General features: G+C 67.5%; 29 protein-coding genes. 16 read left to right on the top strand and 13 right to left on the bottom strand.

The features are described 5' to 3' along the window. Nucleotides 1-27 precede the first annotated feature (27 nt). From raiA to RT456_RS11130, 11 genes are all read left to right on the top strand, one after another. Nucleotides 28-351, top strand: a complete 324-nt coding sequence (gene raiA, locus RT456_RS11080) for a ribosome-associated translation inhibitor RaiA (protein ID WP_313346401.1) — start codon at nt 28-30, stop codon at nt 349-351. Between the two features lie 21 nt (nt 352-372). Continuing rightward, complete coding sequence (locus RT456_RS11085) at nt 373-825, top strand: PTS sugar transporter subunit IIA (RefSeq protein WP_313346404.1); 453 nt, start codon at nt 373-375, stop codon at nt 823-825. Next, a complete protein-coding gene (gene hprK, locus RT456_RS11090; protein WP_313346407.1) occupies nt 822-1,772 on the top strand; it encodes an HPr(Ser) kinase/phosphatase in 951 nt (316 codons plus the stop codon). Before RT456_RS11085 ends, hprK begins: the two co-directional genes overlap by 4 nt. After that, nucleotides 1,769-2,659, top strand: coding sequence for an RNase adapter RapZ (gene rapZ, locus RT456_RS11095; protein WP_313346410.1), 891 nt, complete (start codon nt 1,769-1,771; stop codon nt 2,657-2,659). Before hprK ends, rapZ begins: the two co-directional genes overlap by 4 nt. A gap of 33 nt (nt 2,660-2,692) precedes the next feature. Continuing rightward, on the top strand, nt 2,693-3,085 hold the full coding sequence (locus RT456_RS11100; protein ID WP_313346413.1) for a PTS fructose IIA subunit family protein: 393 nt from the start codon (nt 2,693-2,695) through the stop codon (nt 3,083-3,085). Further along, nucleotides 3,078-3,347, top strand: a complete 270-nt coding sequence (locus RT456_RS11105; RefSeq protein WP_313346416.1) for an HPr family phosphocarrier protein — start codon at nt 3,078-3,080, stop codon at nt 3,345-3,347. Before RT456_RS11100 ends, RT456_RS11105 begins: the two co-directional genes overlap by 8 nt. A 2-nt stretch (nt 3,348-3,349) precedes the next feature. Beyond that, complete coding sequence (gene ptsP, locus RT456_RS11110; RefSeq protein ID WP_313346419.1) at nt 3,350-5,119, top strand: phosphoenolpyruvate--protein phosphotransferase; 1,770 nt, start codon at nt 3,350-3,352, stop codon at nt 5,117-5,119. Between the two features lie 167 nt (nt 5,120-5,286). Further along, nucleotides 5,287-6,648, top strand: coding sequence for a magnesium transporter (mgtE, locus tag RT456_RS11115; RefSeq protein ID WP_313346422.1), 1,362 nt, complete (start codon nt 5,287-5,289; stop codon nt 6,646-6,648). 15 nt (nt 6,649-6,663) lie between these two features. Further along, nucleotides 6,664-6,930: a hypothetical protein gene (locus RT456_RS11120; RefSeq protein ID WP_313346425.1), complete on the top strand. Its 267-nt coding sequence runs from the start codon at nt 6,664-6,666 to the stop codon at nt 6,928-6,930. A gap of 67 nt (nt 6,931-6,997) precedes the next feature. Further along, a complete protein-coding gene (locus RT456_RS11125) occupies nt 6,998-7,801 on the top strand; it encodes a prolyl oligopeptidase family serine peptidase (protein ID WP_313346426.1) in 804 nt (267 codons plus the stop codon). Between the two features lie 359 nt (nt 7,802-8,160). Then, a complete protein-coding gene (locus RT456_RS11130) occupies nt 8,161-8,580 on the top strand; it encodes a transposase (protein ID WP_313346429.1) in 420 nt (139 codons plus the stop codon). A 181-nt stretch (nt 8,581-8,761) separates the two neighbouring features. On the opposite strand, the gene RT456_RS11135 is transcribed toward RT456_RS11130, so the two are convergent. Genes RT456_RS11135 through RT456_RS11145 form a run of 3 tightly spaced genes read right to left on the bottom strand, consistent with a single transcriptional unit; the run spans nt 8,762 to nt 10,754 of the window. Beyond that, entirely contained in the window at nt 8,762-9,712 is a 951-nt protein-coding gene (locus RT456_RS11135; protein ID WP_313346431.1) for an aspartate carbamoyltransferase catalytic subunit, read from the bottom strand. 15 nt (nt 9,713-9,727) lie between these two features. Next, nucleotides 9,728-10,195 carry a Holliday junction resolvase RuvX gene (ruvX, locus tag RT456_RS11140; RefSeq protein WP_068849771.1) on the bottom strand — a complete coding sequence of 156 codons (468 nt, stop codon included), beginning with the start codon at nt 10,193-10,195 and terminating at the stop codon, nt 9,728-9,730. Further along, entirely contained in the window at nt 10,188-10,754 is a 567-nt protein-coding gene (locus RT456_RS11145; RefSeq protein WP_313346434.1) for a YqgE/AlgH family protein, read from the bottom strand. Before RT456_RS11145 ends, ruvX begins: the two co-directional genes overlap by 8 nt. Nucleotides 10,755-10,834: 80 nt before the next feature. On the opposite strand from RT456_RS11145, the gene RT456_RS11150 reads away from it, so the two are divergent. Both RT456_RS11150 and RT456_RS11155 read left to right on the top strand, forming a co-directional pair. Continuing rightward, nucleotides 10,835-12,634: a DUF4153 domain-containing protein gene (locus RT456_RS11150; protein WP_313346437.1), complete on the top strand. Its 1,800-nt coding sequence runs from the start codon at nt 10,835-10,837 to the stop codon at nt 12,632-12,634. Then, on the top strand, nt 12,631-13,167 hold the full coding sequence (locus tag RT456_RS11155) for a DNA-3-methyladenine glycosylase I (protein ID WP_313346440.1): 537 nt from the start codon (nt 12,631-12,633) through the stop codon (nt 13,165-13,167). Before RT456_RS11150 ends, RT456_RS11155 begins: the two co-directional genes overlap by 4 nt. 123 nt (nt 13,168-13,290) lie before the next feature. Here the strand turns inward: RT456_RS11155 and RT456_RS11160 are convergent, their stop codons facing one another. The 6 genes from RT456_RS11160 to RT456_RS11185 all read right to left on the bottom strand — a co-directional run bounded on the left by RT456_RS11160 (nt 13,291) and on the right by RT456_RS11185 (nt 18,698). Further along, nucleotides 13,291-13,998, bottom strand: a complete 708-nt coding sequence (locus RT456_RS11160) for a YitT family protein (RefSeq protein ID WP_313346443.1) — start codon at nt 13,996-13,998, stop codon at nt 13,291-13,293. A 143-nt stretch (nt 13,999-14,141) separates the two neighbouring features. After that, nucleotides 14,142-14,357 carry a DUF4287 domain-containing protein gene (locus RT456_RS11165; protein WP_313346446.1) on the bottom strand — a complete coding sequence of 72 codons (216 nt, stop codon included), beginning with the start codon at nt 14,355-14,357 and terminating at the stop codon, nt 14,142-14,144. 129 nt (nt 14,358-14,486) lie between these two features. After that, nucleotides 14,487-15,470 carry an aldo/keto reductase gene (locus RT456_RS11170; RefSeq protein WP_313346449.1) on the bottom strand — a complete coding sequence of 328 codons (984 nt, stop codon included), beginning with the start codon at nt 15,468-15,470 and terminating at the stop codon, nt 14,487-14,489. 199 nt (nt 15,471-15,669) lie between these two features. After that, nucleotides 15,670-16,329 carry an RDD family protein gene (locus tag RT456_RS11175; protein ID WP_313346452.1) on the bottom strand — a complete coding sequence of 220 codons (660 nt, stop codon included), beginning with the start codon at nt 16,327-16,329 and terminating at the stop codon, nt 15,670-15,672. A 115-nt stretch (nt 16,330-16,444) separates the two neighbouring features. Beyond that, complete coding sequence (locus RT456_RS11180) at nt 16,445-17,587, bottom strand: PilT/PilU family type 4a pilus ATPase (RefSeq protein WP_313346455.1); 1,143 nt, start codon at nt 17,585-17,587, stop codon at nt 16,445-16,447. A gap of 73 nt (nt 17,588-17,660) precedes the next feature. After that, on the bottom strand, nt 17,661-18,698 hold the full coding sequence (locus RT456_RS11185) for a type IV pilus twitching motility protein PilT (protein WP_070208322.1): 1,038 nt from the start codon (nt 18,696-18,698) through the stop codon (nt 17,661-17,663). 102 nt (nt 18,699-18,800) lie between these two features. Between RT456_RS11185 and RT456_RS11190 the strand changes: the two genes are divergently transcribed. Together RT456_RS11190 and proC are read left to right on the top strand one after the other, a co-directional pair. After that, nucleotides 18,801-19,472, top strand: a complete 672-nt coding sequence (locus RT456_RS11190; protein WP_313346458.1) for a YggS family pyridoxal phosphate-dependent enzyme — start codon at nt 18,801-18,803, stop codon at nt 19,470-19,472. Between the two features lie 87 nt (nt 19,473-19,559). Next, nucleotides 19,560-20,381: a pyrroline-5-carboxylate reductase gene (proC, locus tag RT456_RS11195; protein WP_313346461.1), complete on the top strand. Its 822-nt coding sequence runs from the start codon at nt 19,560-19,562 to the stop codon at nt 20,379-20,381. 60 nt (nt 20,382-20,441) lie between these two features. Here the strand turns inward: proC and soxR are convergent, their stop codons facing one another. After that, on the bottom strand, nt 20,442-20,876 hold the full coding sequence (gene soxR, locus RT456_RS11200; protein ID WP_313346464.1) for a redox-sensitive transcriptional activator SoxR: 435 nt from the start codon (nt 20,874-20,876) through the stop codon (nt 20,442-20,444). 89 nt (nt 20,877-20,965) lie between these two features. Between soxR and RT456_RS11205 the strand changes: the two genes are divergently transcribed. Beyond that, complete coding sequence (locus RT456_RS11205) at nt 20,966-22,339, top strand: MFS transporter (RefSeq protein WP_313346467.1); 1,374 nt, start codon at nt 20,966-20,968, stop codon at nt 22,337-22,339. A gap of 203 nt (nt 22,340-22,542) precedes the next feature. On the opposite strand, the gene RT456_RS11210 is transcribed toward RT456_RS11205, so the two are convergent. The 3 genes from RT456_RS11210 to RT456_RS11220 all read right to left on the bottom strand — a co-directional run bounded on the left by RT456_RS11210 (nt 22,543) and on the right by RT456_RS11220 (nt 25,817). Continuing rightward, on the bottom strand, nt 22,543-24,474 hold the full coding sequence (locus RT456_RS11210; protein WP_313346470.1) for an alpha/beta fold hydrolase: 1,932 nt from the start codon (nt 24,472-24,474) through the stop codon (nt 22,543-22,545). Then, nucleotides 24,471-25,448 (bottom strand): DUF4105 domain-containing protein, encoded by a 978-nt coding sequence (locus tag RT456_RS11215; protein WP_313346563.1) that lies wholly within the window; start codon nt 25,446-25,448, stop codon nt 24,471-24,473. Before RT456_RS11215 ends, RT456_RS11210 begins: the two co-directional genes overlap by 4 nt. A gap of 150 nt (nt 25,449-25,598) precedes the next feature. After that, the gene (locus RT456_RS11220; RefSeq protein WP_313346473.1) at nt 25,599-25,817 is read right to left on the bottom strand and encodes a hypothetical protein; all 219 of its coding nucleotides are present in this window, start codon (nt 25,815-25,817) and stop codon (nt 25,599-25,601) included. Nucleotides 25,818-25,974 lie beyond the last annotated feature (157 nt).

Genomic DNA, 25,974 nt, shown 5'->3' on the forward strand with positions numbered 1-25,974 from the left:
TGGCACATCCGAAGAGGAGAAGAACCGATGGAAATCCAGACGTATGGCAGCAACGTGGAAGTTACCCCCGCCCTGCAGAGCTACGTGCAGGAAAAGGTGGGCCGGGTCGGAAAGCACTTCGACCAGCACTGCCAGATCCGGGTGACACTCAAGCTGGACAAGACCCAGCATCACGTGGACGCCGACGTGACCCTCGCCGGAAAGGCCCTCCACGTCAAGGCCGATGGCCAGACCATGTATGCCGCCATCGACATCCTGGCCGACAAGCTCGACCAGGCGGTGATCAAGTACAAGGAGAAAAAGCACCTGCACGCCCCGGTTCCCGCTCCCTTGGGCGACAATGTCGGCTGACGCCCTCGTTCCCACCCCGATATGCCCTTGACTGATCTACTGGCGGCCGTGCGCACCCAGGTGCTGCCGGCCGCCGATCGCGACAGCGTGCTGAAGGCCGCCGCCAGACTTCTGGCCTGCCGCGAAGCCAACGCCGAGCTGATCTACCAGAACCTGTGCCAGCGCGAACAATTGGGCAGCACCGCGATCGGCCACGGCATCGCCATCCCGCATGGCCGTGCACCGCTTCTGGAACGCCCCCGGGGCGCCCTGCTTCGGCTGGAGCAGCCGGTGGAATTCGGTGGCGACGAGCCCGTGGACCTGGTGTTCGCCATTGCCGTTCCCGCCCACTACACCCATCAACACCTGATGCTGTTGTCCGAGCTGGCCGAGCTGTTCTCCGAGCCGGCCATCCGCCAGGCGCTGCGCGACGCGCGCGACGGGCAGGCACTGCGCCAGGTCATCGAATTCCCCCCGCCGGCGAGTGCCGCATGAACACCAGCATCACCGCGCGTGAGTTGTTCGAGCAGCAACGCGACCGCCTTGCCCTGCGCTGGGTGGCCGGCCAGAAAGGCGAGCGCCGCGAACTGGAAGCCGGCAATACCGTCTCGCGCCGCCCCTCGCTGGCTGGGTACCTGAACGCGATCTACCCCAACAAGGTGCAGATCCTCGGTACCGAAGAGCTGTCCTGGCTGGACTCGCTGGATTCGCGCCAGCGCTGGGAGACCATCGAGCGGATCATGCAGTCGCACCCGCTGGCGCTGGTCATCACCCGCAACCAGCCCTGCCCCGAAGACCTGCGCGCGGCGGCCGACGAATCGCAGACCCCGCTGTGGATTTCACCCAAGCGCGGCCACGAACTGCTCAACCACCTGTCCTACCACCTGGCCCGCACACTCGCGCCCCGGGTGATCCTGCATGGCGTATTCATGGAGATCTACTCCATCGGCGTGCTGATCACCGGCGAGGCGGGCTCGGGCAAGAGCGAGCTGGCCCTGGAGCTGCTCAGCCGCGGCCACCGCCTGGTGGCCGACGATGCGCCCGAATTCACCCAGATCGCCCCGGACGTGCTGGATGGCACCTGCCCCGAACTGCTGCAGGACCTGCTGGAAGTGCGCGGGCTGGGCGTGCTCAACGTGCGCGAGATGTTCGGTGATACCGCCGTAAAGAAGAACAAGTACCTTCGGCTGATCGTGCACCTGACCAAGCCCATGACCGAACCCACCCCGCATGGTTACGAGCGTCTCACCGGCGACTCCGGCACCCGCCACGTACTGGACCTGGACGTGCCGCTGATCACCCTGCCGGTCATGCCCGGCCGCAACCTGTCGGTGCTGACCGAGGCGGCCACCCGGCTGCACATCCTGCGCACCAAGGGCATCGACCCGGCGGCCATGTTCATTGCCCGCCACAGCAACCTGCTCGAGCGCCGCACCCCATGAACACCCCCGCCCCCGAAGTGACCGCCGCCACGCTGATCATCGTCAGCGGCCTGTCCGGCTCCGGCAAGACGGTCGCGTTGAAGACCTTCGAGGACCTGGACTACTACTGCTCGGACAACCTGCCGATCAACCTGCTGCCCGACTTCGTGCGCAGCCTGCTGGCCGGGCATGATGCCGATGCACCGCGGCGTCTTGCCGTGGGCATCGACGTGCGCGGCCAGAGCGACCTCAGCCAGCTTTCGCACTGGCGCGAAGACGCCAAGGCCGCCGGGCTGGACGCGCAGCTGCTGTTCTTCGATGCCACCGATGAAACCCTGCTCAAGCGCTACGCCGACACCCGTCGCCGCCATCCGCTGAGCCAGCTGGGGCTGTCGCTGCCCGAGGCCATCGCGCGCGAGCGCGAGCTGACCGCGCCGCTGCGCCGCGCCGCCGACGCGGTGATCGACACCACCACGCTCAACGTGCACCAGCTGCGCCGCAAGGTGGTGACCGAGTTCGCGCTGAGCCACGGCAACAAGCTCTCGCTGCTGTTCGAATCGTTCGCCTACAAGCGCGGCGTGCCGGCCGAAGCCGACTTCGTCTTCGATGCCCGCGTGCTGCCCAACCCGCACTGGGACCCGGAGCTGCGTTCCTTGTCCGGGCGCGACGCCGGCGTGCGTGATTACCTGGAAGCGCAGCCGGACGTGCAGAAGTACGTGGCCCAGCTGATCGATTTCCTGGACACCTGGCTGCCTCGGCTGGGCAACGACACCCGCAGCTATGTGACCGTGGCGTTTGGCTGCACCGGCGGCAAGCACCGTTCCGTGTACCTGGCCGAACGGCTGGCACGGCATGCGCGTGACCAGGGCTGGCCGGAAGTGGCCACATTCCATCGCGAACAGGAATAGCCCCAATTCATCTTGGGATGTTAACGTTCGACAATGACCTGTGGCATTCTCCTCGTAACTCATCCCGGCGTTGGCACGTCGCTGCTGGACGTGGCTACCCGGCTGCTGCGGCACCTGCCGCTGAAGACCGAAGCTTTCGAAGTACCGTTCGACGCAGATATGGACGTCCTGCTCCCGCTCGCCTCGGCCGCCTTGCGCCGGGTGGACAGCGGACAGGGCGTGCTGATCCTGACCGACCTGTACGGCGCCAGCCCCAGCAATCTGGCCGGGCAACTGGCCCGTCTGGGCACCCCGGCTCGCCGGGTTTCGGCGCTGAGCCTGCCGATGTTGTTGCGGGTGATGAATTATCCGGAACAGGGACTGGATCAACTGCCCGCCACTGCCGCGGCGGGCACTCGCAATGGAGCGATTGTCGACGATGCTTGAACGTGAACTCACCGTATCCAACCGCCTGGGCCTGCATGCCCGCGCCACTGCAAAGCTGGTGCAGGAGCTTGCGCCCTTCCGCAGCAACGTGACCATGACCGCACGCGGCCGCCAGATCAACGCCAAGAGCATCATGGGCGTGATGCTGCTGGCCGCCGGCCAGGGCACCCCCGTTACCGTGCGCATCGATGGCGAAGATGAAGCGGCCGCCATGGACGCCGTAGTGGCCCTGTTCGAGCGACGCTTCGACGAGGACAACTGAGCATGCCGGGGCCGCCGTCGCGATCGGGTTCCAGCGCACCGGCACGGACCGCGTCCGGCGCCCTGCTGCTGTCCGGCCACGGCGCCTCGCGCGGCAACGCCCTCGGCCGCGCCCGGGTTCGCCTGCCGCACGCGCTGGACGTGGCCGAACAGCGTATCGCCCCGGCCAAGGTCGAGGCGGAGCTGCAGCGGCTGCACCAGGCCGTGGACGCGGCCCGTGCGGAAATGCACGACCTGCGCCTGCGCCTGCATGGCGCCCTGAACCAGGAAGTCGGCGAATTCCTCGACCTGCACGCCTTGCTGCTGGACGACCCGGAGCTGCTGTTCGGCCTGGATGAGCTGATCCGCAGCGGCCCGTACAGCGCCGGCTATGCGCTGCGCGTGCAGCGCGACCGCCTGGCCAAGGTCTTCGACGGCATGGACGATGCCTACCTGAAGAGTCGCATGGACGATCTGGACCATGTGATCGGGCGCATCCATGCCTTCCTGCAGAAACGGCCGCCGGACGTGAAGGGCCTGGCCGGGGAAATCCTGGTCTGCGACAACATCGCCCCGTCCGAAGTGGCGCAGCTGCAGGCCCACGGCGTGGTGGGCATCGTCACCGCCGGCGGCAGCGCGCTGTCGCACAGCGCCATCCTCGCCCGCAGCCTGCACCTGCCGTTGATCGTCAACGTGCCCGGCGTGCTGCAGCGGATCGCCGATGGCGACGTACTGGGCATCGACGGCAGCACCGGCGGCATCACCGTCAACCCGCTGCCGCCGGACCTGCGCGACTACCGCGCGCGGCTGCGCGACCAGGCCCGTGAACAGCGCGAACTGGGCCGGCTGCGCAGCAAGCCCAGCCGCACCCGCGACAACGTCGACATCGCCCTGCTGGCCAATGCCGAATCGGGTGACGACGTCACCGAGGCGCATGCGCTCGGCGCGCACGGCCTGGGCCTGTACCGCACCGAATTCCTGTTCCTGCAGCGCGACGAACTGCCCGACGAACAGGAACAGTTCGAGACCTATCGCGACGCCGCGCTGGGCATGAACGGCCGTCCCGTGACCATCCGCACCCTCGACCTGGGCGCGGACAAGGCCGACCGCACCGGCCTGACCCTGAGCAACGAGGAAAACCCCGCCCTGGGCCTGCGCGGCGTGCGCCTGTCGCTGGCCCGGCCGAAGGTGGCCGACACCCAGCTGCGTGCGATCCTGCGCGCCTCGGCGTACGGCAAGGTGCGCATCCTGATTCCGATGGTCAGCACCCGCGAGGAAGTGCTGGCGGTACGCCGGCGCTTGAGCAGGCAGGCCGAGCTGCTGCGCGCCGAAGGCCTCGAGGTCGCCGAACGCATTCCGTTCGGCGCGATGATCGAGGTGCCGGCCGCGGCGATCGCGCTGGAAAGCTTCATCGACCTGGTCGACTTCCTGTCGATCGGCACCAATGACCTGGTGCAGTATCTGCTGGCCGCCGACCGCAACAACGAAGCAGTGGGCGAGCTGTACTCGCCGCTGCATCCAGCCGTGCTGCGGTTGCTGTCGCACATCCTGCGCACCGGCCGCGAGCACGGCAAGCCGGTGGCGGTCTGCGGCGAAATCGCCGGCGACCCGCGCATGACCCGGCTGCTGCTGGCCCTGGGCTTGACCGAGTTCAGCCTGCACCCGGGCACGCTGCTGGAAGTGCGCCGCGCCGTGCGCGAGAGCGACCTGGGCGCGTTGCAGGCCGCCGCGCCGAAGCTGCTGGCCGCGCGCGACCGCCGTGGTATCGAACGCTGGATCGAGACCCACCAATGAACACCCCGGTAGGTCACGACCGTTGGTCGTGACCCGCTGCGCGTCCGCACCAACAGTGCTGACCTACCTGTTTGTCATGCATCCAAGCGATAATGACGCGGTGACCACCCCCTCTGCCGCATCCTGTACGGGATAGCGGCCTTTTTCTTTCCCCGCGGGAGCTGTGCATGGCCGAAGCCGTACGCCACGACAAGACGGCGCGCCAGTTGCGACTGTTGTCCGATGCACTGGACAGCGGGCGACTGGGTCCGGTGCGCCGGCTGGTCAATACGCTGGCGCCGGCCGAGATCGGCAACCTGCTCGAGTCGCTGCCGCCGGGCAAGCGCGAGGTGGTGTGGGGGCTGGTCGATCCGGAAGACGACGGTGAGGTGCTGGTCCACGTCGGCGAAGAGGTGCGCGAAAGCCTGCTGGCCGACATGGACCCGGACGAAATCATCGCCGCGGTCGAAGACCTGGACATCGATGACCTTGCCGACCTCGTCGAAGACCTGCCCGATACGGTCATCGATGAAGTGCTCAAGTCGATGGACCGCGAGAACCGCGAACGGCTCGAGCAGGTCCTGTCCTACCCGGAAGACAGCGCCGGCCGCCTGATGAACCCGGACGTGGTGACCGTGCGCGCCGACGTCAACGTGGACGTGGTGCTGCGTTACCTGCGCCTGCGCGGCGAACTGCCCGACCACACCGACCACCTGTTCGTGGTCAGCCGCCGCCACCAGTACCTGGGCCGGCTGTCGCTGGCCGCGCTGGTGACCCACGAGGACAACACTCCGATCAACCGGCTGATCGACGACGAACAGCCGGCCATCGACGTGGGCGAGAGCGCCGACGAGGTCGCCCGCCAGTTCTCCGACCATGACTGGGTGTCGGCGCCCGTGGTGGACGACAACAACATCCTCCTCGGCCGCATCACCATCGATGACGTGGTCGACATCATCCGTTCGCAGGCCGAGCACCAGGCGCTGGGCGCCGCCGGTCTGGACGAGGAAGAGGATCTGTTCTCGCCCATCAAGCGCGCCGTGCGCGGCCGCGTGGTCTGGCTGGGCATCAACCTGTGCACCGCCTTCCTGGCGGCCACCGTGATCGGCCAGTTCGAGCTGACCCTGCAGAAGGTGGTGGCGCTGGCGGTGCTGATGCCGATCGTCGCCGGCGTCGGCGGCAACGCGGCGGTGCAGGTGCTGACCCTGATGGTGCGCGGCATCGCGCTGGGCCAGGTGGGGCAGAGCAACGCGCGCATCCTGCTGTGGAAGGAATCGCGGGTCGCGCTCATCAACGGCACGCTGATCGGCACCGTGGTGGGCGTGATCGCCTACATCTGGTTCCATAGTTTCCTGCTGTCGCTGGTGATCACGATGGCCTTGATCATCAACTTCTGCGCTGCGGCGCTCGCGGGCGTGCTGCTGCCGCTGCTCCTCAAGCGCATGAACGTGGATCCGGCCGTGGCCGGCACCGTGGTGGTCACCGCGGTCACCGACGTCATGGGCTTCTTCAGCTTCCTCGGCCTGGCCACCCTGATCCTGCTGCACTGACCTGGTAACCACGACATGGCCCTGACCCTCGACAACTACTTCGCCGCCGGCTGGCGCGAGCAGACCCATACCTGCCCCGCCTGCGAATGGCAGGGCACCTCGCGCCAGATGAGCATGGAGCTGCACGACGACGAGGCCGAGTTCGACTGCCCGCAGTGCGAGAACCCGATCCTGCTGGTGGTCCACCCAAGCCTGGCCCAGGTGCAGGCCGCTGCCGCCGACGGCCACCCCGAGGCGATTGAACACCTGGACATCCTGGCCGCAGCACCGCGACCGGACTGATGCACTGCAAGATGCCTGGGTGCCCGTCGGGCTCTAGACTGAAAACGCTTTCAGTCGAGGACAGGCAATGGCACGACAGCGCGCGGGATGGTGGGTGTGGGTGGTTGCGATGCTCGCCTTGAGCGGATGTGCCTCGACCCGTGCACCCGACAAGGGTCACTTCGTGGAGCGCACCGTGACCGTGGACGGCCATGCGTCGCGCTACCAGGTGTTCGTGCCACGCGACGCACAGGCGCAGCGCGGCACGCTGCCGGTGGTGCTGTTCCTGCATGGCTCCGGTGAACGTGGCAGTGACGGCCGCCGCCAGACCCAGGCCGGCCTGGGGCCGTACCTGCGTACGCAGGCGCGGACGTTCCCGGCCCTGGTGGTGTTGCCGCAGGTGCCGGATGACGGAGAGTGGTCCGGCCTCAACAACCGCATCGCGCTGGCCGCGCTGGATGCCACGATGGCCGAATTCGGTGCTGATCCCGCGCGCCAGTACCTGACCGGCATGTCGATGGGCGGTTACGGCAGCTGGAATATCGCGCTGGAGCAGCCGACCCGTTTCGCCGCGATCGTACCGGTCTGCGGCGCGGTGCTGGCACCGCATGCGGTGCGCGCGTCGTTGTTCGTCGAGTCGGTGGCGGACGAGGCAGATCCGTACGCAGCGATCGCCGACCGCCTGAAGTCCACGCCGATCTGGATGTTCCATGGCGCGCAGGACGACGTGGTGCTGCCCGACGACGACCGCAGGCTGAAGGCCGCGTTCGACCGTGCCGGCGCGGCAGACGTGCGATACACCGAATACCCGCAGGGCAACCACAACGCGTGGGACGCAACGTATGCGGATGCCGCGATGTGGGAATGGGTGTTCGCGCAGGCACGCCGGTAGTGCCGGCCGCTGGCCGGCTCCAGGCACACCGTAGTGCCGGCCGCTGGCCGGCTCCACGCACATCCGGACACCCCCTGAGGAGCCGGCCAGCGGCCGGCTCCACGCACGTCCGGACACCCCCTGAGGAGCCGGCCAGCGGCCGACTCCACGCACGTCCGGACACCCCCCTGAGGAGCCGGCCAGCGGCCGACTCCACGCACGCCCGGACACCCCCTTGAGGAGCCGGCCAGCGGCCGGCACTACGGGTCCATGGGTGCTTTGGTGACTCAACGCTGCGGCGCTTACCGACTAGGGCGCTTCTCCGATGCAATCCAATATGCGGCATGAGCTCGTCAAAACTACGCCGAGGTCGATGCTCGATGGTCGGCCACACTTACATCCTGACGACGGTCTGCCACTACCGGCGGCGATGGTTCGATGACCCTGCGGCAGCCGAAATCGTGATGGACCGTCTCCGCGACATTGACCACGGTGGCCATGCGCGATCGCTCGCTTGGGTGGTGATGCCCGACCACGTCCATTGGATGCTGGAACTGGGTGAAACGCCATTGGCAGACGTGGCAAGGCGTTTCAAATCGTCGAGTGCGCTGGGACTGAACCGACTGCATTCGCGTGGCGGCACGCTATGGCAGCCTGGATATCATGACCATGCGGTTCGTTCTGACCGTTCACTTCGCGAACATGCCATGTACATCATGGCCAATCCCATCCGCGCCCACATGACAGAACAGTTGGGTGACTACCCCTATGCATGGTGCATCTGGCCAATCACCCCATGAACCGTCGCCCGTAGTGCCGGCCGCTGGCCGGCTCCTCGCGATGATGGGTTCATGTGGAGCCGGCCAGCGGCCGGCACTACGCGCATCCTGATGCAACCCTTGGAGCCGGCCAGCGGCCGGCACTACGGGCATCCTGATGCAATCCTTGGAGCCGGCCAGCGGCCGGCACTACGGGCGTGTTTCACCCCAACAACGTCTCCAGCACCGCCATGCGCACGGCCACGCCGTTGGCGACCTGGCGCAACACCCACGATTGCGGGCCGTCGGCCACCTCGTCGGTGACCTCCACGCCGCGGTTGATCGGGCCCGGGTGCAGCACCGCGGCGTCCTGGCCGGCGCGCTTCAGGCGCTCGGCGTTGAGCCCGTACTGGGCGTGATACTGCTCGATCGACGGCACCAGACCCTCTTCCATCCGCTCGCGCTGCAGGCGCAGCATCATCAGCGCGTCGGCGCCTTCCAGCATCTGGTCGAAATCCTGCCCGACGATGCAGCCCTTCAGCGTCTCATCGTCCGGCAGCAGCGACTGCGGGCCACACACGCGGATCTCGCCCACGCCCAGCGTACGCAGCGCATGCAGGTCGGTGCGGGCCACGCGCGAATGCTTCACGTCGCCGACAATCACCACCTTCATCTTCGAGAAGTCACTGCCCTTGGCCTGGCGCAGCGTCAGCATGTCGAGCAGGCCCTGGGTCGGGTGCGCGCTGCGGCCGTCGCCGGCATTGATCAGTGCGGTGCCCTCACCCGCCGCGGCCGCCAGGTCGGCCACCGCGCCGTCGTCGGGGTGACGCACCACAAAGCCGCGCACGCCCATCGCTTCCAGGTTCTTCAGCGTGTCGCAGGCCGTCTCGCCCTTGCGCGTGGACGAGGTGGAGGCGTCGAAATTCAACACGTCCGCGCCCAGCCGCTGGGCGGCCAGCTGGAATGAACTGCGGGTGCGGGTGGACGGCTCGAAGAACAGCGTGCACACCGCCGACCCGCCCAGCACATGGCGCTTGTTGCCCACCCGGCCGACCGCCGCATCGCGGATCTGGCCGGCGCGGTCGAGCAGCGCCAACAGGGTTTCGCGGGGCAGACCCTCCAGGGTCAACAGGTGGCGCAGGCGTCCGTCGGAATCGAGTTGCGAGGCGGTCATGGCAGGGTCTGTGCGTCAGGAAACGGGAGTGGCATCGTCGGGCGAGGACAACCAGCGCTCGATGATCACCGCAGCGGCCACCGCGTCCAGCGTCGCCGCGTCGCGACGACGCTTGCGGCCTTCGGCGCGTTCGACCGCGAACCGGCGTGCCGCCTCGACGGAGCTGGAACGCTCGTCGATCAGCACCACCGGCAGCTTGAAACGTTCCCGCAGCTGGCGGGCGAAGCCCTGCGCGCGCTTGCGGTTGGGCTGGTCCTGGCCGTCCAGGGTGAGCGGGTCGCCCACCACCAGTCCGTCCGGACGCCATTCCTTGATGAGGCGTTCAACGGCCGTCCAGTCCGGGCCATTGCCGTGCACGTCCACCACCGCGATGGCGCGGGCATGGGTGCCGAACGAGCTGCCGATCGCCACGCCGATCCGGCGCGAGCCCACATCGAAGCCCAGCACGGTGCCGTCGCGGCGGATGGTGGCCGGCTCAGACATGGCCGCTGTAATCGGTGAGCCGGAACAGGTCCACCCCGATGCGCGAGGCAGCTCCCTGCCAGCGTTGTTCCAGCGGCGTGGCGAACAGAAGTTCCGCATCGGCGGGGACGGTCAGCCAGCTGTTCTCGGCGATCTCGCTTTCCAGCTGGCCTTCGCTCCAGCCGGCGCAGCCCAGCGTGACCAGCGCGTGGGACGGGCCCTCGCCACGCGCCATGGCTTCCAGGATGTCGCGCGAGGTGGTGAGAAACACGCCCTCGCCGACCTCCAGGCTGGACTCCCAGCTGCGCGCGTCGTCATGGATCACAAAGCCCCGCTCCGGGTGCACCGGGCCGCCATTGAGCACCACCTGGCCACGCAGGTCATGATCGTCGGTCTGGATGTCCATCTGCGCCAGCACATCACCCAAGGTGTATTCCGACGGCTGGTTGACCAGCACGCCCATGGCACCGCTGGCGTCGTGCTGACAGACGAGCGCCACGCTCCGTGCGAACGTGGGATCGGTCAGCGACGGCAGCGCGACCAGGAGGTGATGGGCAAGGGAAATGGACAGCTCGGACATGGGCCCATTCTAACCGCTGGGCATCGGCACGGGCGTGAGCCCTCGGCTACGATGCCACCACTCAAGCAAGGATGCGCATCATGAATCACCACCCGCCCCTCCCGCTGGCCTCGCGCAGCACCATCGTGCTGATCGCGCTGCTGCAGGGCCTGATGCTGTACGCCGCGCAGGAAGTCGCAGACAGCTGGCCGTTCAATCACATCAGCGGGCGCTACTGCTGGTACAGCTGGGTATTGACCATTCCCACCGCGCTGGCGCTCACCCTGGTGGAGCTGCGCGACCGCCGGCTGTGGCTGCACGCCGTGGTGGGGTCGGCGGTGGTGCTGGCCCTTGCCAGCTGGATTGGCTGGAACCTGGGCGGCGGTGCTACCGGGCTGAGCGATGGCGCACTGCTGTGGCCCTTCTCGATCAGCATGGCCGTTGCCGTATTCGTCACCCTGCCGTGGTGGCAGTTCCGCCTGCAGCACGGCCATTGGCGCGCCAGCTACGATGCGCTGTTCGAACGCGCCTGGCAGAACGGGCTGACCCTGGCGCTCGCCGTGGCCTTCACCGGCCTGACCTGGCTGCTGCTGTGGCTGTGGTCGGCGCTGTTCCAGCTGGTCGACGTGCGCTTCTTCCGCGACCTGTTCCGCGAGGAGGCCTTCATCGCACTGGCCACCGGCTCGCTGTTCGGCTTCGGCGTGCTCATCGGCCGCACCCAGCACCGGGCCATCCAGGTCACGCGCCAAGTGCTGTTTGCCATCTGCCGCGGCCTGCTGCCGCTGCTGTCCTTCATTGCCGTGCTGTTCGTGCTCAGCCTGCCCTTTACCGGGCTGGACGCGCTGTGGCGGACGCGTTCCGCCACGACCCTGTTGCTGACCGTATCGCTGCTGCTGGTGGCATTCGTCAATGCGGTGTACCAGCATGACAACGACCGCGCGGCCTACCCGCTGTGGCTGCGCCGCCTGGTGGATGCCAGCCTGCTGACCTTGCCGCTCTATGCCGGGCTTGCGCTGTATGCCGTCGGCCTGCGCATCGCGCAGTACGGCTGGACGCTCGAACGCTTCTGGGGGGTGCTGGTGGTGCTGCTGGTCTGTGGCTATGCGCTGGGCTATGCGCAGTCGGTGCTGCGCCGGCGCGGGCGTTGGCTGCAGCCGATCGAAACGGTCAACCGCTGGATGTGCTGGACGGTACTCGGCGCGGCCCTGCTGGCCAACTCGCCGGTACTCGATGGCGTGCGCATCAGCGTGGCGAGCCAGCTGGCACGAATGCAGGCGGCCGCACCCGCCGTCGATACCCGGGACGTGGTCGCCCTGCGCTTCGAGCTGGGGCGGCGTGGCGTGGAAGCGCTGCGCGATCTGCAGCGCGACCCACGCTTCAGCGGCGATGCGCGTGCGGCGAGGGTGATCAGCGCGGCGCTGGCGCAGGAATCGCACTGGAGCGGCAGCCAGATGGATGACATCGACGACGGCGTTCGCGACCTGGGCGTCCTGCAGCGCCAGGTCACCGTGCCCGGCAGCCTGCCGGCACCCGATACGGACTGGTGGCACGCGCTGCTGGACCGCAAACTGAATGCCGCGGAGTGCCTTGAGCTGGGCGCGACGTGCGTCGCCCTGCGGCGCGACCTGGATGGAGACGGTGTGGACGACGTGCTGCTGTGCAGGGTGCCCGAGCATCTGGCGCCAGGCTGCAGCCTGCATACCCGCGACAACGGCACCTGGCGGGATGCAGGGTCGCTGATGTTCTACGGCAGCCGCGCCGGGGATGACGCAGAGGCCAGCAGGGAGTCCCTGCTCGCCGGCCAGATCGAACTGTCCCGCTCCCGCTGGCCCCGCATCACGGTTCCCGGTGGCAGCGCGCAGAATGTCGACGAACCTGCCCCCAAGGAGCAGCACCCATGAGCGGCTACTGCCTCATCGCCCCCGGTCACCCGGTGCACGGTCACTACCATGACCACGAATACGGCTTCCCGCAGCGCGACGAACGCGAACTGTTCGAGCGGCTGCTGCTGGAAATCAACCAGGCCGGGCTGAGCTGGGAAACCATCCTAAAGAAGCGCGAGGGTTTCCGCGCGGCCTACGACCAGTTCGACGTGGACACCGTGGCTGCCTACGGCGAACGCGACGTGGAACGCCTGCTCAACGATGCGGGCATCATCCGCAACCGGCTGAAGGTGCATGCGGCCATCCACAATGCGCAGGTGATCCAGCAGTTGCGGGCCAGCCACGGCAGCTTTGCCGGCTGGCTCGATGCACACCACCCGCGCGACAAGGCCGAGTGGGTGAAGCTGTTCAAGAAGACGTTCCGCTTCACCGGCGGTGAGATCACCGGTGAGTTCCTGATGAGCCTGGGGTATCTACCGGGCGCACACAGCCCGGATTGCCCGGTCTACAAACGGTTGGCAAAGATTCCCCCGCCGTGGGCCGAACGGTAGTGCCGGCCGCTGGCCGGCCCCGCACGGACCCGGATGTGCGAGGAGCCGGCCAGCGGCCGGCACTACGCGGGCTGCAGCGCGAGGGGCCGGCCAGCGGCCGGCACTACCGCCGCGGGGGCCGCTTCACACCCCCATATACCGCCCGGGCCGGTGGTTGAACATCAGCACCAAGCTGAGCACCACCGCGCCGATCGCCGAGTACATCACCTTGTCGGGCGAGAGCACGAAGAAGGCCACGCCCATCAGCAGGGTGTCGAACGACATCTGCACCTTGCCGGCGCTCCAGCCGCGGGTGCGCTGCAGGTACACCGCCAGGATGCCGATGCCGCCCAAGCTGGCGCGGTGGCGGATGTAGAACAGGATGCCCAGGCCGGCCAGTGCACCGCCGACCAGCGCCGAATACAGCGAGCTCATGTGCGCGAAGTCGGCCCAGCGCGGCAGCAGGTCGGTCAGCACGCCGCAGGTAGTGACGGCGGCGAAGGTCTTCAGCGTGAACTCCCAGCCCATGCGCCGCACGGCGACCCAGTAGAACGGCAGGTTGACCAGCACGAAGACCAGGCCGAAATTCCAGCCGAAGGCGTAATGGGCCAGGAAGGCCAGACCGGCCATGCCGCCGATCATCAGCCCGCCCTTGGCGAAGATGGCCAGGCCCAGCGAGGCCACCAGCGTGGCCAGGATCATGCCCTGCACGTCCTCGGCGACGGAATGGCGCAGGGCCTTCTCGTCGGCCACGGTTCCGGCGCTGTCCGGCGGCGGGGTCAGCGGACCGGCGGTGACCAGATGGCCGTCGGCGTCGTCGCACGGCGCGGGGCCATGGGATTCAAAGGACATGGGGGGTGGGGCCAGACACGTGGGGAGCGGTATTAGACACGATCAGCGTGACAGTTGCAGGTGAAATCGATTCATACCGCAACGAATGCCGTTTTCAGCCACTTCGCTCCCCCGCGAGGAGGCGTACCGGCGCGGGTGGGTGGCTACCTCGGCCCCGTCTTGAGGTGGTGGGCCACCAGTGCATTGGCGTGCCCATGCCCCAGGCCGTGCTGTTGCTTGAGGAAGGTCACCAGCGACATGTGGGTGAGACCGCCCTGTGTGGCCAATAGGGCCAACCAGTGCGCGACCGGCTGGCCATAGGTCTTTTCGATGGAGGGGAAGTACGAGGCGGGGCCTTTGACCGGGGCGGTGTCGCTCATGACCTGTTCCTTTTGAGAGGTTCATTCACTACGACGTTGGACCGGGCATGGAATCGACAGCCGTAGCCACCCACGGTGGCCCCTGCCGCCCCATCCGGCAGCGCACGACCGTGGGTCGTGCGCTCGCTCTCACCGCGTGACCTGCTTCTGCCGCTCGGCGTTGTAGCGATCGCCCACGATGGCGATGCTGTCCAGCGCCACCGCGATCTGCTGCAGGTCGGCCGCGCCCAGCACCAGCTCCACCGCCCCCAGGTTTTCCTCCAGGCGATGCAGCTTGGTGGTCCCGGGAATCGGCACGATCCACGGCTTGCGCGACAACAACCAAGCCAGCGCCACCTGGGCCGGCGTGGCCTGGCGGGCGGTGGCGATCGCGCCAATGGCGTCCACCAGCACCTGATTGGCACGGCGCGCCTCCACCGCGAAGCGTGGCAGCGAAGCGCGGAAGTCGGTGGCCGCAAACTCGGTGTCGGCGGTGATCGCACCGGTCAAGAAGCCCCGGCCCAGCGGACTGAACGGCACGAAGCCGATGCCCAGTTCTTCCAGCACCGGCAACACGCTCTGCTCCGGCTCGCGCCACCACAGCGAATACTCGCTCTGCAGGGCCGCCACCGGCTGCACCGCGTGCGCGCGGCGGATGCTGTCTTCGCCGGCTTCGGACAGGCCGAAGTGCTTGACCTTGCCTTCGGCGATCAGGTCCTTCACTGCTCCGGCAACGTCCTCCATCGGCACGTTCGGATCGACACGGTGCTGGTAGAACAGGTCGATGCGGTCGGTCTTCAGGCGCTGCAGGCTGGCCTCGCAGACCGCGCGGATGTTCTCCGGGCGGCTGTCGAGTCCGGCATCGGCGTTGCCGCCCTTGAAGCCGAACTTGGTGGCAATCACCAGCTGGTCGCGGTACGGGGCAAGCGCCTGCCCGAGCAGCGCCTCATTGCGGAACGGGCCATACACCTCGGCCGTATCGAAGAAGGTGACCCCCCGCTCCACCGCCGCGTGCAGCAGAGCGACGCCGTCGCTCACGTCTGGTGCCGTGCCGTAGGCGTGGCTCAGTCCCATGCAGCCCAACCCAAGCGCGGAAACGCGCAGGCCGCTGTTGCCAAGGATTCGTGTCTGCATGAAGTGCTCCTTCCGGCGAACGCCGGGTGGTGGATGGGGGCGGCACCGGGCGATTGCCCGATGCGACCCCGTCACCATACGCCGCGTGCCAGCCGCGATTGCACAGCTCCACGCGCTGTTGGTCATGAGCCGATTTCATCAATGAAACCAACGCTGCAGCAGCTGACGTCCCGACATCTGCCTTCGACGAACGCGCCGATCAGGGCCTGGCCCAGCGCTCGTCCCCTGCTGCGGGCACCGGCGGCAGCGGCGGCGGTACCGGCACGCTGGCCTGCGACCACACCGGCTCGGCAACCCGCGCCATGCCCGTCCTGCGGATCCGGCCGATATCCGCGCGGCGCAGCACGTAGGTCCGGGCCAGCATGTCGCCCAGGCGCTGGCGGTTCGATGAGCACAGCACAATCAGGCCCGCCGGAATCGCGCCCATCAGGAACGGATTCACCTCGATCAGGCGCAGCAGGGTACGCACGATCGACTGCCACCCGCTGGGCCGTTCGCCACGGATGTTCACCACGCGGGTACCGGTCGCCAACTTGCCCAGTGACCCGCCGAACCGGGTTTCCATTACGGGAAAATACGCCACCAGCAACGCCACCGACAGCCAGATGACCTTTTCCGCCATGGCCCTGTCCAGCACCAGGATCGGCACCACGAAGATCATCAGCAGTACGACGGAATCGATGATGGTGGCCAGCCACCGCGCGGCGATGATCGACGATGTGTAGCCCGCCGCGATGGTGGCCGCGCTGGAGACCGTGTCGTCGCTGCCGAACGCGATACCCGACATATCCACCGGTGTGACCGGACCCTTTGACGCGACAGCCCGCGCAGGCGCGCGGTACGGATCATGCAGTTCCATATGCATTCTCTTCAGTGGCAGTGCTACCGGCACGGTGCCGGCCCCTTGAAGCACCACGTACAACAAAGGCGCGCCGGCATTGCACCGAACGCGCCCCATGTCCGTCCCCGCCGTTTCAGCGGACTTCGGAAATCTCCACCCCATCCAGGCCCTGCGACAGCGTGCGTGCGTCACCGCCCTGCGACAGCTTGATGCGCAGGCGCACTTCGTTCTGCGAGTCGGCGTAGCGCAGCGCGTCTTCGTAGCTGATCTCGCCGGCCTGGTACAGCTCGAACAGGCTCTGGTCGAAGGTGCGCATGCCCAGCTGCACCGACTCCTTCATGACTTCCTTGAGCTTGTGGATCTCACCGTCGCGGATGTAATCCTGCACCAGCGGCGTGCCCAGCATGATCTCCATCGCGACCTTGCGCGACTTGCCGTCCGGCGAGGGCACCAGCTGCTGCGCGACCACGCCCTTGAGGTTCAGCGACAGATCCATCAGCAGCTGGTTGCGGCGGTCTTCCGGGAAGAAGTTGATGATGCGGTCCATCGCCTGGTTGGCGTTGTTGGCGTGCAGGGTACACAGCACCAGGTGACCGGTTTCGGCGAACGCAATGGCGTGGTCCATGCCTTCGCGGGTACGCACCTCGCCGATCATGATCACGTCCGGCGCCTGGCGCAGGGTGTTCTTCAGCGCCGCGTCCCAGCTGTCGGTGTCGATGCCGACTTCACGCTGCGTGATGATGCAGCCCTCGTGCTTGTGCACGAATTCGATCGGATCTTCGATGGTGATGATGTGGCCGGTCGAATTCAGGTTGCGGTAGCCGATCATCGCCGCCAGCGAGGTCGATTTACCGGTACCGGTCGCGCCCACGAACAGGATGATGCCGCGCTTGGTCATCGCCAGCGTCTTGATGATCGGCGGCAGGTTGAGCTCTTCGACGGTGGGAATGCGCGTCTCGATCCGGCGCAGCACCATGCCCACCTGGTTGCGCTGGTAGAAGCAGCTCACGCGGAACCGCCCCACGCCCGACAGGCCGATGGCGAAGTTGCACTCGTGGGTCTTCTCGAATTCCTCGCGCTGGGCCGGCGTCATCACGTTCAGCACCATGTCGCGGCTCTGCTGCGGCGTGAGCGGGGTCTGGGTGATCGGCGAGATCTTGCCGTTGACCTTGATCGCCGGCGGCATGCCCGCGGTGATGAACAGGTCCGACGCTTTCTGGTGCGCCATCAGCTTGAGGAACGAGGTGAAGTCAATGGTGGTGCTGGTGGTGTTCATCGCGGTGTGCTCCGAAGATTGCCTGGAGCCGGCCAGCGGCCGGCACTACCGATTGCGCGTGGGCCGGGGCCCATCATTCGAAGATGCGCTTGTCCTTGGCGTATTCCTTGGCCTGGTTGCGCGTGATCAGGCTGCGCTTGACCAGGTCCTGCAGGTGCTGGTCGAGCGTCATCATGCCCATCTGCTGGCCGGTCTGGATCGCCGAGTACATCTGCGCCACCTTGTCCTCGCGGATCAGGTTGCGGATGGCCGGGGTGCCCACCATGATTTCCCACGCAGCGGTACGCCCGCCACCGACCTTCTTCAGCAATGCCTGCGAAATGACCGCACGCAGCGATTCGGACAGCATCGAGCGCACCATCGGCTTCTCGCCGGCGGGGAACACGTCGATGATGCGGTCGATGGTCTTGGCCGCCGAGCTGGTATGCAGGGTGCCGAACACCAGGTGGCCGGTTTCCGCGGCGGTCAGCGCCAGGCGGATGGTTTCCAGGTCGCGAAGTTCGCCCACCAGGATGATGTCCGGATCTTCACGCAGTGCCGAGCGCAGCGCTTCATTGAAGCCATGCGTATCGCGGTGCACTTCGCGCTGGTTGATCAGGCACTTCTGCGAGGTGTGCACGAATTCGATCGGATCCTCGACGGTGAGGATGTGGCCGTATTCGTTCTTGTTGATGTGGTCGATCATCGCCGCCAGCGTGGTCGACTTGCCCGAACCGGTCGGGCCGGTCACCAGGATCAGCCCTTGCGGCTGGTCGATCAGCTCGCGGAAGATCGGCGGCACCGCCAGGTCTTCCAGGGTCAGCACCTCGGACGGAATGGTACGGAACACCGCACCCGCGCCCCGGTTCTGGTTGAACGCGTTGACGCGGAACCGCGCCAGGCTCGGAATCTCGAACGAGAAGTCGACTTCGAGGAATTCCTCGTAATCGCGGCGCTGCTTGTCCGACATGATGTCGTAGACAAGCGCATGCACCTGCTTGTGATCCAAGGCCGGAATATTGATGCGACGGACATCGCCGTCCACGCGGATCATCGGCGGCAGGCCTGCCGACAGATGAAGGTCCGACGCTTTGTTCTTCACGGAAAACGCCAACAGCTCGGCGATATCCATACGCTGCTACTCCCCATAGACTGCTGCGACTGGAAGGATCTTTCCCCGGGCGGCAGTATAGCCTTCCTGATCCACCGGGATATCTCCCTTGAGTGCCTGCTCGTGCCCAACCTTCCCCTGACTGCGATCCTGCTGAACCTGCACAACGCGGCCGCTGCGGCCGGACGGCCAGATCCCCGCCTGCTGGCGGTCTCCAAGACCCAGCCGGCCGAGGCGGTGGCGGCACTGGCGGCGCAGGGCCAGCGTGCGTTCGGCGAAAACTACGTACAGGAAGCCGTGGCCAAGATCGACGCGCTGGCAGCGCTGGGGCTGGAATGGCACCTGATCGGCCACCTGCAGTCCAACAAGGCCGACCTGGCCGCGCAACGCTTCGACTGGGTGCAGAGCGTGGACCGGCCCAAGCTGGTGGCCGCGCTGGCCGCGCACCGGCCGGCCCGCCTGGCCCCGCTTAACGTGCTGATCCAGGTCAACATCGACGATGAAGACAGCAAACACGGCTGCAGCCCGGACGGGCTGCCCGCGCTGGCCACCGCCATCGCCGCCGAACCGCGGCTCTGCCTGCGTGGCCTGATGGCGATTCCCGCGCCGTGGCCGCAGGTCGAGCGACGCCAGCAGGCGTTCGAGCGCATGCACGCGCTGTTCGTGGCGCTCGCCGCCGCCCATCCGCAGGTGGACACGCTGTCGATGGGCATGAGCGGCGACTACGCCGAGGCCATCGCCCACGGCGCAAGCATGGTGCGCATCGGCACGGCATTGTTCGGTGCGCGTCATTGAACGGCGGTGCGCACCGCTGCCCCTTGCCCCGCTCATACCCGGCAGCCGGGCATCGCCCGGCGCTACGACACTGATCGAGGAATTCCCATGAACGCTCCTTCCATCACTTTCATCGGCGGCGGCAACATGGCCCGCAGCCTGATCGCCGGCCTGGTCCGCCAGGGCATCGCCCCCGGCCACCTCCACGTGGCCGAGCCGGTCACCGCACTGCGCACGCAGCTCACCGCCGAGTTCGGGGTGAAGACCTACGCCAGCGCGACCGAAGCCGCTGCGCAGGGCAGCGCATGGGTACTGGCGGTGAAGCCGCAGGTGTTGCGCGATGTGTGCGCCTCGCTGGCCGACATCGCGCATGGCAAACAGCCGTTGGTGGTGTCCATCGCCGCCGGCATCACCAGTGCGCAGCTGCAGCGCTGGCTGGGCGGCAGCACGGCGGTGGTGCGTGCGATGCCCAATACCCCGGCCCTGCTCGGTGCGGGGGTGACCGGCCTGTTCGCCACCGCCGGGGTGAGCGATGCCCAGCGCGCGCAGGCCGATCAGGTGCTTGCCAGCGCCGGACGCACGGTCTGGATCGATGACGAAGCGCGCATGGATGCGGTGACCGCGGTCTCCGGCAGTGGCCCGGCCTATGTGTTCCTGCTGGCCGAGGCCATGGAAGCCGCCGCCATTGCACAAGGCCTGCCCGCCGATGCCGCACGCACGCTGGTGGTACAGACCCTGTTGGGTGCCAGCCGCATGCTGGACGAATCGGGCGAGGCGCCCGCTGAACTGCGCCGCCGCGTCACCTCGCCCAATGGCACCACGCAGGCGGCGATCGAGAGCTTCCAGAGCGAGGATTTCGAAGCGATCGTAGGGCGTGCGATCGATGCGGCGACGCGACGTGGGCAGGCGTTGTCGGCCGCGAACGAATAGTTCCTGCGGCCTTGCCCACCGGGCAGCCACGCATGCCGGGACTGCCGTGCGGGTGCTGGCTCACCCCCAGCGCTGCGCGCCTTCCCCCTGCTCGCCCAGCGTGTCGCCGGGGTTGGCCAGGCGGCAGCGTTTCAACGACAGGCAACCGCAGCCGATGCAGTCGGTCAGCTGGTCGCGCAGCAGCAACAGCTGCTCGATGCGCTCGTCCAGTTCGGTACGCCACAGCGCGGACATCTTCGCCCACTCGGCGCGGGTCGGGGTCTTGTCCTGGGGCAGCGCCGCAAACGCATGCGCCACGGCGTCCAGCGGCATGCCCACGCGCTGGGCGACGCGTATCACCGCCAGCCGGCGCAGCACCTCGCGGTTGAATCGGCGCTGGTTGCCTGCCGTGCGCAGGCTGCGGATCAGCCCTTTGCGCTCGTAGAAATGCAACGCCGATACCGCCACCCCACTGCGGCGGGACACCTCGCCTACACTCAGCTCCTGCGCGATCACGCTTGACCTCAACCATGGTTAAGGTCCCATCGTGCGGGACCGCGCCGCGTGCTGCAAGCGCCGCGCGCCCTTCGTTGCCTGGAATCCGCATGTCCTCCGATGTTGCCGCCCCCGCCGCCCCCACGGCTGCCACCGAGACCCCACCGTCGATCCTGTCGCCGGCCTACCGCGCCACGACGGTGGGCATGGTGGCGCTGGTCTCGCTGCACGCCTTCGAAGCATTGGCCGTGGCTGCCGCGATGCCCACTGTCGCCCATGACCTCGACGGCCTGCGCCTGTACGCGCTGGCCTTCGGCGGCACCCTGGCCACCAGCGTGATCGGCATGACCCTGGCCGGGCGCTGGAGCGACCAGCAGGGTCCGGCGCGGCCGCTGTGGCTGGGCCTGGCCTGCTTCATCGCCGGCCTGCTGCTGGCCGGCCTGGCCCAGCACATGCCGGTGCTGGTGCTGGGCCGCCTGTTGCAGGGCCTGGGCGCGGGGGCGATTTCGGTGGCGCTGTATGTGCTGGTGGGGCGTACCTACCCCGAGGCGATGCGGCCGCGCGTGTTCGCGGCGTTCTCCGCCGGGTGGGTGGTGCCGTCGCTGATCGGCCCGGCCATCAGTGGCCTGATCGTGCAGCACGTCGGCTGGCGCTGGGTGTTCCTGGCGGTGCCGGTGCTGGCCATTCCCGCGGCGCTGCTGCTGCGCCCTGCGCTGCGCCATGTGCGCGCACTGGACACCGCGCCGGCGCCGACAACGCAGGTGGTGCGCTGGGCGGTGGGCGCTTCATTCGGCGCCCTGCTGCTGTACGTGGGCGGCCAACAGGTGGGCTGGCAGGCCGCCGCGCTTCTGGTGCCGGCGGTGCTGCTGTTGGCGGTATGCAGTTGGCGGCTGCTGCCGGCCGGCACCCTGCGCCTGCGCCACGGGCTGCCCAGCGTGATCGCGCTGCGCGGCATCGCCGCCTCGGCGTTCTTCGGCTGCGAGGCATTCCTGCCCCTGCTGCTGCAACGCGAACGCGGGCTCACGCCATTGCTGGCCGGCGTGGCGCTGAGCCTGGGGGCGTTGGGCTGGTTCGGCGGTTCGTGGTTCCAGGGCCACCAGCGCCATGGCTGGGAGCGGCGCCAGCTGCTGCATGTGGGCGCGTTGCTGATGTGCGGCGGCATCATCGCCACATCGCTGGCGCTCCAGCCCGGGGTACCGCTGTGGTGTGCCTTGGCCGGCTGGACGCTGACCGGGCTGGGCATGGGGCTGATCTACCCCAGCCTGTCACTGCTGACGCTGTCACTCTCTCCGCCGGCCCAGCAGGGCGCGAATACCTCGGCGCTGCAGCTCAGCGAAGCACTGGCCGTGGCCACCACGCTGGCGGTGTCCGGTTCGCTGTTCGCGCTGCTGCTCACGGCCGATGTGATGCTGGGCTACCTGCTGATCTTCGCGATCATGCTGCTGCTGGCCGCGGCCAGCGTGGTGGTGGCGCGGCGGGTTTGATGGCGCGATGCGGAACCTGCACCGCGCAGCCACGCAGGGCGTGGCTCTACACGCAAACGGCGACACCACGTAGCGCCACGCCCTGCGTGGCGGGGCTCCGTCCGGCACCGCGCAGCCACGCAGGGCGTGGCTCTACACGCATACGGCGACACCACGTAGCGCCACGCCCTGCGTGGCTGCGGGATGCCGGCTACGCGCGTTGATCAAGGCGTCACTTGTTCCAGGTCCTCCCTGAGGATCCGCCGGATCTCCAGCACCGCCTGCGGGGTTTCCTGCACGCTGTGGCCGGAGATGATCACCTTCTCCGACACCGCACCCTCCAGGTGCGCACTCCAATACGGCACCAGCCCATCGTCGGACTGCTCCAGCGGGACACCTGGTTTGCGCTGGGCAATGATGGAGTGGTACTTCAGGCCCGGCATGATCGGCAGCGCGCTGGACGCCTTCACGAACGGATCGCTGGCCTTGAGGTTGTCGATGCTGTTGGGAATCTGCAGCTTCGTGGCCTGCGCCGACTGCACTTCGGACTGCTGCAGGGTCTGGAACACGTCCTCGAACTTGCCCAGGATGGTGATCGGCAGGCGCACCAGGCGACCGATGAACCGCCCGACCCGGTTGCCGGCGATATCGGTGCCCTTGTGCGGCGCGGCGATGAAGATCGCCCGCTCCACGTTCGGCTCCGCGTCGAAGTGCAGCAACGGCCCCAGTTTGGCTTCCACCCGCTTCAGGCGCTCGCCCTTGAGGTCGTAGTTGGCCAGCAGCTGGTTCCACAGCGTGTCGCCGGAACTGGTGACCAGCAGGCGTGCCAGCACCCCGCCCATGCTGTGGCCGATGAACACCATGTCCTTGGACGCCGCCGAGGTGCCCTTCGGATCGAAATGCCGCAGCGTGTTGTCGAACGCCTGGTCGATCTCGAAGCGGTTCAGCGCAATCGGAGCATTGGTCGGGTAGTACACCTGCCACACCTGGAAGTGCCTGCGCAGCTCGGGGTCGCCCAGGATCTCGTTGGCCACGTTCACCCACGCCTCCGGGCTGCTGCCCAGGCCGTGCAGCATGAAGATGATGCGGCGGTTCGGGTCCCACGGCTGCATCAAATACATGTGCGGTTCGGCAATGCCCTGGCTCAGCCCGAAAAGCGTGCGCAGCGACTGCGTGGCGAAGCCGGACTGCGCCAGCCACATGCCGTAGGCCGCGGTGAAGTTGCCGGCCAGCGGCACTTTCTCGCCGTGCAGGTTCACGCTTTCGGTGGACTCGGGCGAATACACATCGAACAGCACCTGGGTGGTATCCAGCACCTGCTGCAGGCTGTCGCCCTTGAATCGCAGCAACGCGGTGGCGTTGATCGCCGACATCTCGCTGTACTGTGGAATCTCGGTCTTCTCGCCATCCACCGGTGCGATCAGCTTGGGCGGGTCCATCACCACCACCAGCTCGGCGCCGAAACCATCGCGGCGGTAGGTGCTGCGCAGCCCGGCAAAGCTCACCGACGAGGCCGAGACCATGGTGCTGGGAATGCTGGTCATGCGCAGCTCGTCGAAATCCGAGGTCAGCGTCCAGCGCTCACCGGCGACGGCGGCGTTGTAATCCTCGCCTTCCAGCGCGCTTTCGCGGCTGCGCTTGAACACCACCGTCGCCGTCTGCTCGGCGGCGTAGTTGTAGTAATCCCGCACCTGGGTCTGGCGGTCCTCGAAGGCCCGGTCCGACGGCGTGCGCCCGCTGAAGAACAGGTAGGCATAGGCATACCGCGCCGCCTCCAGCCAGGCATCCAGCGCCGCGTCGGACATCGGCGTCTTCTCGCGGTCCTTGGGCTTGGGCGTGAGTGCCAGCGCGTTCTTCACCCACAACTCGGACAGCGCCGAAAGGCGCTGCTCCTCCGGCAGGTCGCGGGTGTCCTTCAGGGTCTTTTCGCAGGCGGCAATATCCTTTTCGCACAGCGCCACATCCAGCCCGATCACGCTCAGCGTCTCCTGCGAGGCCATGCTGAACCTGCCGGAGGTCAGCACGTCACCGCGCTTGTTGGCCAGGTAGTCGGTGGGCGACACCTGCTTCATGGTGACCATCGCGCAACCGCTGGAGAGCAGCAGCGACACCAGCACCGCCAGCAGCGGTAGTCCACGGCGCAGGAACAGGCTCATGGCTGCGCCTCCGCGTCCACGCCGGGTACGCCCTGGCGGATGCGCTGCGAGAAGTGCGGGTCGTTGCCGGCGGCGCGCGCACGATCGGTGATGCGCCCGCGTGCCTTGAGGGTGGCGAAGTCCACGCCCGGCGCCAGCACGCCCAGGTCGCGTGCGTATTCGGCGAAATAGCCGGACGCCAGCAGCCGGTAGTCCAGGGGCAGCCCGGGCGCGATCTGCTTGGCCAGCTCATACACGATCGTGGTGCAGTTGCTGGTCAGCGTGTTGTAGAACGCGGGGGCGGCATCCAGTTTGCGTGCCTCACCCAGGTAGGACACGAACAGGCCCTTGAGCTGCTCACGGGTCATGCCCTGCAGCCGGTAAAGATAGACGTCTTCGCCGCGCACGTTGCTGCGCACGCGCACGATGTCGGTCTCCTCGGCCGCCACCAGGGTCATCTCGAACTTGCGGAAGAAGCCGCCCAGCGCCGAGAACGATTCGCCGCGCTCCTTGCGGATCTCCAGCGAGAACACCAGCTGGCGGCCGTCGGCAAAGCCGAACGACACCAGGGTGTGGGCGATGGTGGGCCCCATCCAGTACGACAGGATCAGGTCGGCCGAGCGCAGCTGGTCCAGGTCGTATTCGCGGCGCTCCCAGCGCACGTCGTGGTCGTCATCGGTTCGCCAGGCGAAGTTGCGCACGTTGTCGAGCACCACATGCCGGCCATCGAAGCTCACCACCTTCAGGCGTTGTGCCACATCGTCTGCCCATACCCGGTCCTGGCGCGGCGTAAGCAGCAGCCACCAGACCCCTGTGACCACCAGCGCGGCCAGGAACAGCAGACCCGGCCAGCGCCCGACGCGCGCCCGACCCACTGCCACCGCTGTCATCAGCGCAAAGCCGCCCCACAGGGCCATCATCACCCCACGCAGCCAGCCCGGCCCGGGCAGCTGGTAGGCCAGCATTCCCGCGACCCACAGTGCCGCCACCAGCATCAGCAGTGCCAGTCCCCATCGTCCTGCAGTCTTCACGCATCGTTCCGTCGGTTGGTCGGGGCGCTAGTTAGCCACAACCACGCGTGTGCAGCATGTCTGCCTGTTCAGCTTGGGCCGGGACCGGCGAAACCGACCGCCTGGAGGGTCGCTTCAGCGGCGTCCGCCAGCGACCTTCTGCCAAGGCGCCATGCCCTTTCGGCCATGCAGCAGCGGGCGTTTCAGCGGCGCACGGCGCGGCATGGGGATGCCCACACCGGGGGCCGCGGTGTCATCCCGGCGCAGTGCCTCGGCACGCTCGCCAACCAGCAGGGCCGCCACTTCCTCCAGCCCGTTGCGCATCGCGCGGGCGGCTGTCTGCAGGGTATTCATGGGGTGTCTCCAGATCCGGCGCGGGGACGGTCTACGTTAGGGCCGGTTCCGCGTAGGTGCCGTGCAGGCGATGTGGCAGGAAGATGAAACCGCCCCTGCGGCCACGCAGCTGAGATTCATTTGCGTTCGCATCCTCACCTCCCGATAATTCCGGCCC

The organism is Stenotrophomonas sp., assembly GCF_032099025.1.
Taxonomy (GTDB): Bacteria; Pseudomonadota; Gammaproteobacteria; order Xanthomonadales; family Xanthomonadaceae; genus Stenotrophomonas.

Bases quoted from the DNA above. Each gene is read 5' to 3' on its own strand.
- RT456_RS11170 (WP_313346449.1), bottom strand. From the start codon at position 15,470: ATGCAGACACGAATCCTTGGCAACAGCGGCCTGCGCGTTTCCGCGCTT.
- RT456_RS11155 (WP_313346440.1), top strand. From the start codon at position 12,631: ATGAGCGGCTACTGCCTCATCGCCCCCGGTCACCCGGTGCACGGTCAC.
- ruvX (WP_068849771.1), bottom strand. From the start codon at position 10,195: ATGTCTGAGCCGGCCACCATCCGCCGCGACGGCACCGTGCTGGGCTTC.
- rapZ (WP_313346410.1), top strand. From the start codon at position 1,769: ATGAACACCCCCGCCCCCGAAGTGACCGCCGCCACGCTGATCATCGTC.
- RT456_RS11165 (WP_313346446.1), bottom strand. From the start codon at position 14,357: ATGAGCGACACCGCCCCGGTCAAAGGCCCCGCCTCGTACTTCCCCTCC.
- ptsP (WP_313346419.1), top strand. From the start codon at position 3,350: ATGCCGGGGCCGCCGTCGCGATCGGGTTCCAGCGCACCGGCACGGACC.
- RT456_RS11180 (WP_313346455.1), bottom strand. From the start codon at position 17,587: ATGAACACCACCAGCACCACCATTGACTTCACCTCGTTCCTCAAGCTG.
- RT456_RS11215 (WP_313346563.1), bottom strand. From the start codon at position 25,448: ATGCTGGTGGCGGCACTGTGGGTCGCGGGAATGCTGGCCTACCAGCTG.
- RT456_RS11205 (WP_313346467.1), top strand. From the start codon at position 20,966: ATGTCCTCCGATGTTGCCGCCCCCGCCGCCCCCACGGCTGCCACCGAG.
- RT456_RS11145 (WP_313346434.1), bottom strand. From the start codon at position 10,754: ATGTCCGAGCTGTCCATTTCCCTTGCCCATCACCTCCTGGTCGCGCTG.
- RT456_RS11125 (WP_313346426.1), top strand. From the start codon at position 6,998: ATGGCACGACAGCGCGCGGGATGGTGGGTGTGGGTGGTTGCGATGCTC.
- RT456_RS11175 (WP_313346452.1), bottom strand. From the start codon at position 16,329: ATGGAACTGCATGATCCGTACCGCGCGCCTGCGCGGGCTGTCGCGTCA.
- RT456_RS11120 (WP_313346425.1), top strand. From the start codon at position 6,664: ATGGCCCTGACCCTCGACAACTACTTCGCCGCCGGCTGGCGCGAGCAG.
- RT456_RS11220 (WP_313346473.1), bottom strand. From the start codon at position 25,817: ATGAATACCCTGCAGACAGCCGCCCGCGCGATGCGCAACGGGCTGGAG.
- raiA (WP_313346401.1), top strand. From the start codon at position 28: ATGGAAATCCAGACGTATGGCAGCAACGTGGAAGTTACCCCCGCCCTG.
- RT456_RS11085 (WP_313346404.1), top strand. From the start codon at position 373: ATGCCCTTGACTGATCTACTGGCGGCCGTGCGCACCCAGGTGCTGCCG.
- RT456_RS11185 (WP_070208322.1), bottom strand. From the start codon at position 18,698: ATGGATATCGCCGAGCTGTTGGCGTTTTCCGTGAAGAACAAAGCGTCG.
- mgtE (WP_313346422.1), top strand. From the start codon at position 5,287: ATGGCCGAAGCCGTACGCCACGACAAGACGGCGCGCCAGTTGCGACTG.
- RT456_RS11130 (WP_313346429.1), top strand. From the start codon at position 8,161: ATGGTCGGCCACACTTACATCCTGACGACGGTCTGCCACTACCGGCGG.
- RT456_RS11150 (WP_313346437.1), top strand. From the start codon at position 10,835: ATGAATCACCACCCGCCCCTCCCGCTGGCCTCGCGCAGCACCATCGTG.
- RT456_RS11160 (WP_313346443.1), bottom strand. From the start codon at position 13,998: ATGTCCTTTGAATCCCATGGCCCCGCGCCGTGCGACGACGCCGACGGC.
- hprK (WP_313346407.1), top strand. From the start codon at position 822: ATGAACACCAGCATCACCGCGCGTGAGTTGTTCGAGCAGCAACGCGAC.
- RT456_RS11105 (WP_313346416.1), top strand. From the start codon at position 3,078: ATGCTTGAACGTGAACTCACCGTATCCAACCGCCTGGGCCTGCATGCC.
- RT456_RS11100 (WP_313346413.1), top strand. From the start codon at position 2,693: ATGACCTGTGGCATTCTCCTCGTAACTCATCCCGGCGTTGGCACGTCG.
- proC (WP_313346461.1), top strand. From the start codon at position 19,560: ATGAACGCTCCTTCCATCACTTTCATCGGCGGCGGCAACATGGCCCGC.
- RT456_RS11210 (WP_313346470.1), bottom strand. From the start codon at position 24,474: ATGAGCCTGTTCCTGCGCCGTGGACTACCGCTGCTGGCGGTGCTGGTG.
- RT456_RS11135 (WP_313346431.1), bottom strand. From the start codon at position 9,712: ATGACCGCCTCGCAACTCGATTCCGACGGACGCCTGCGCCACCTGTTG.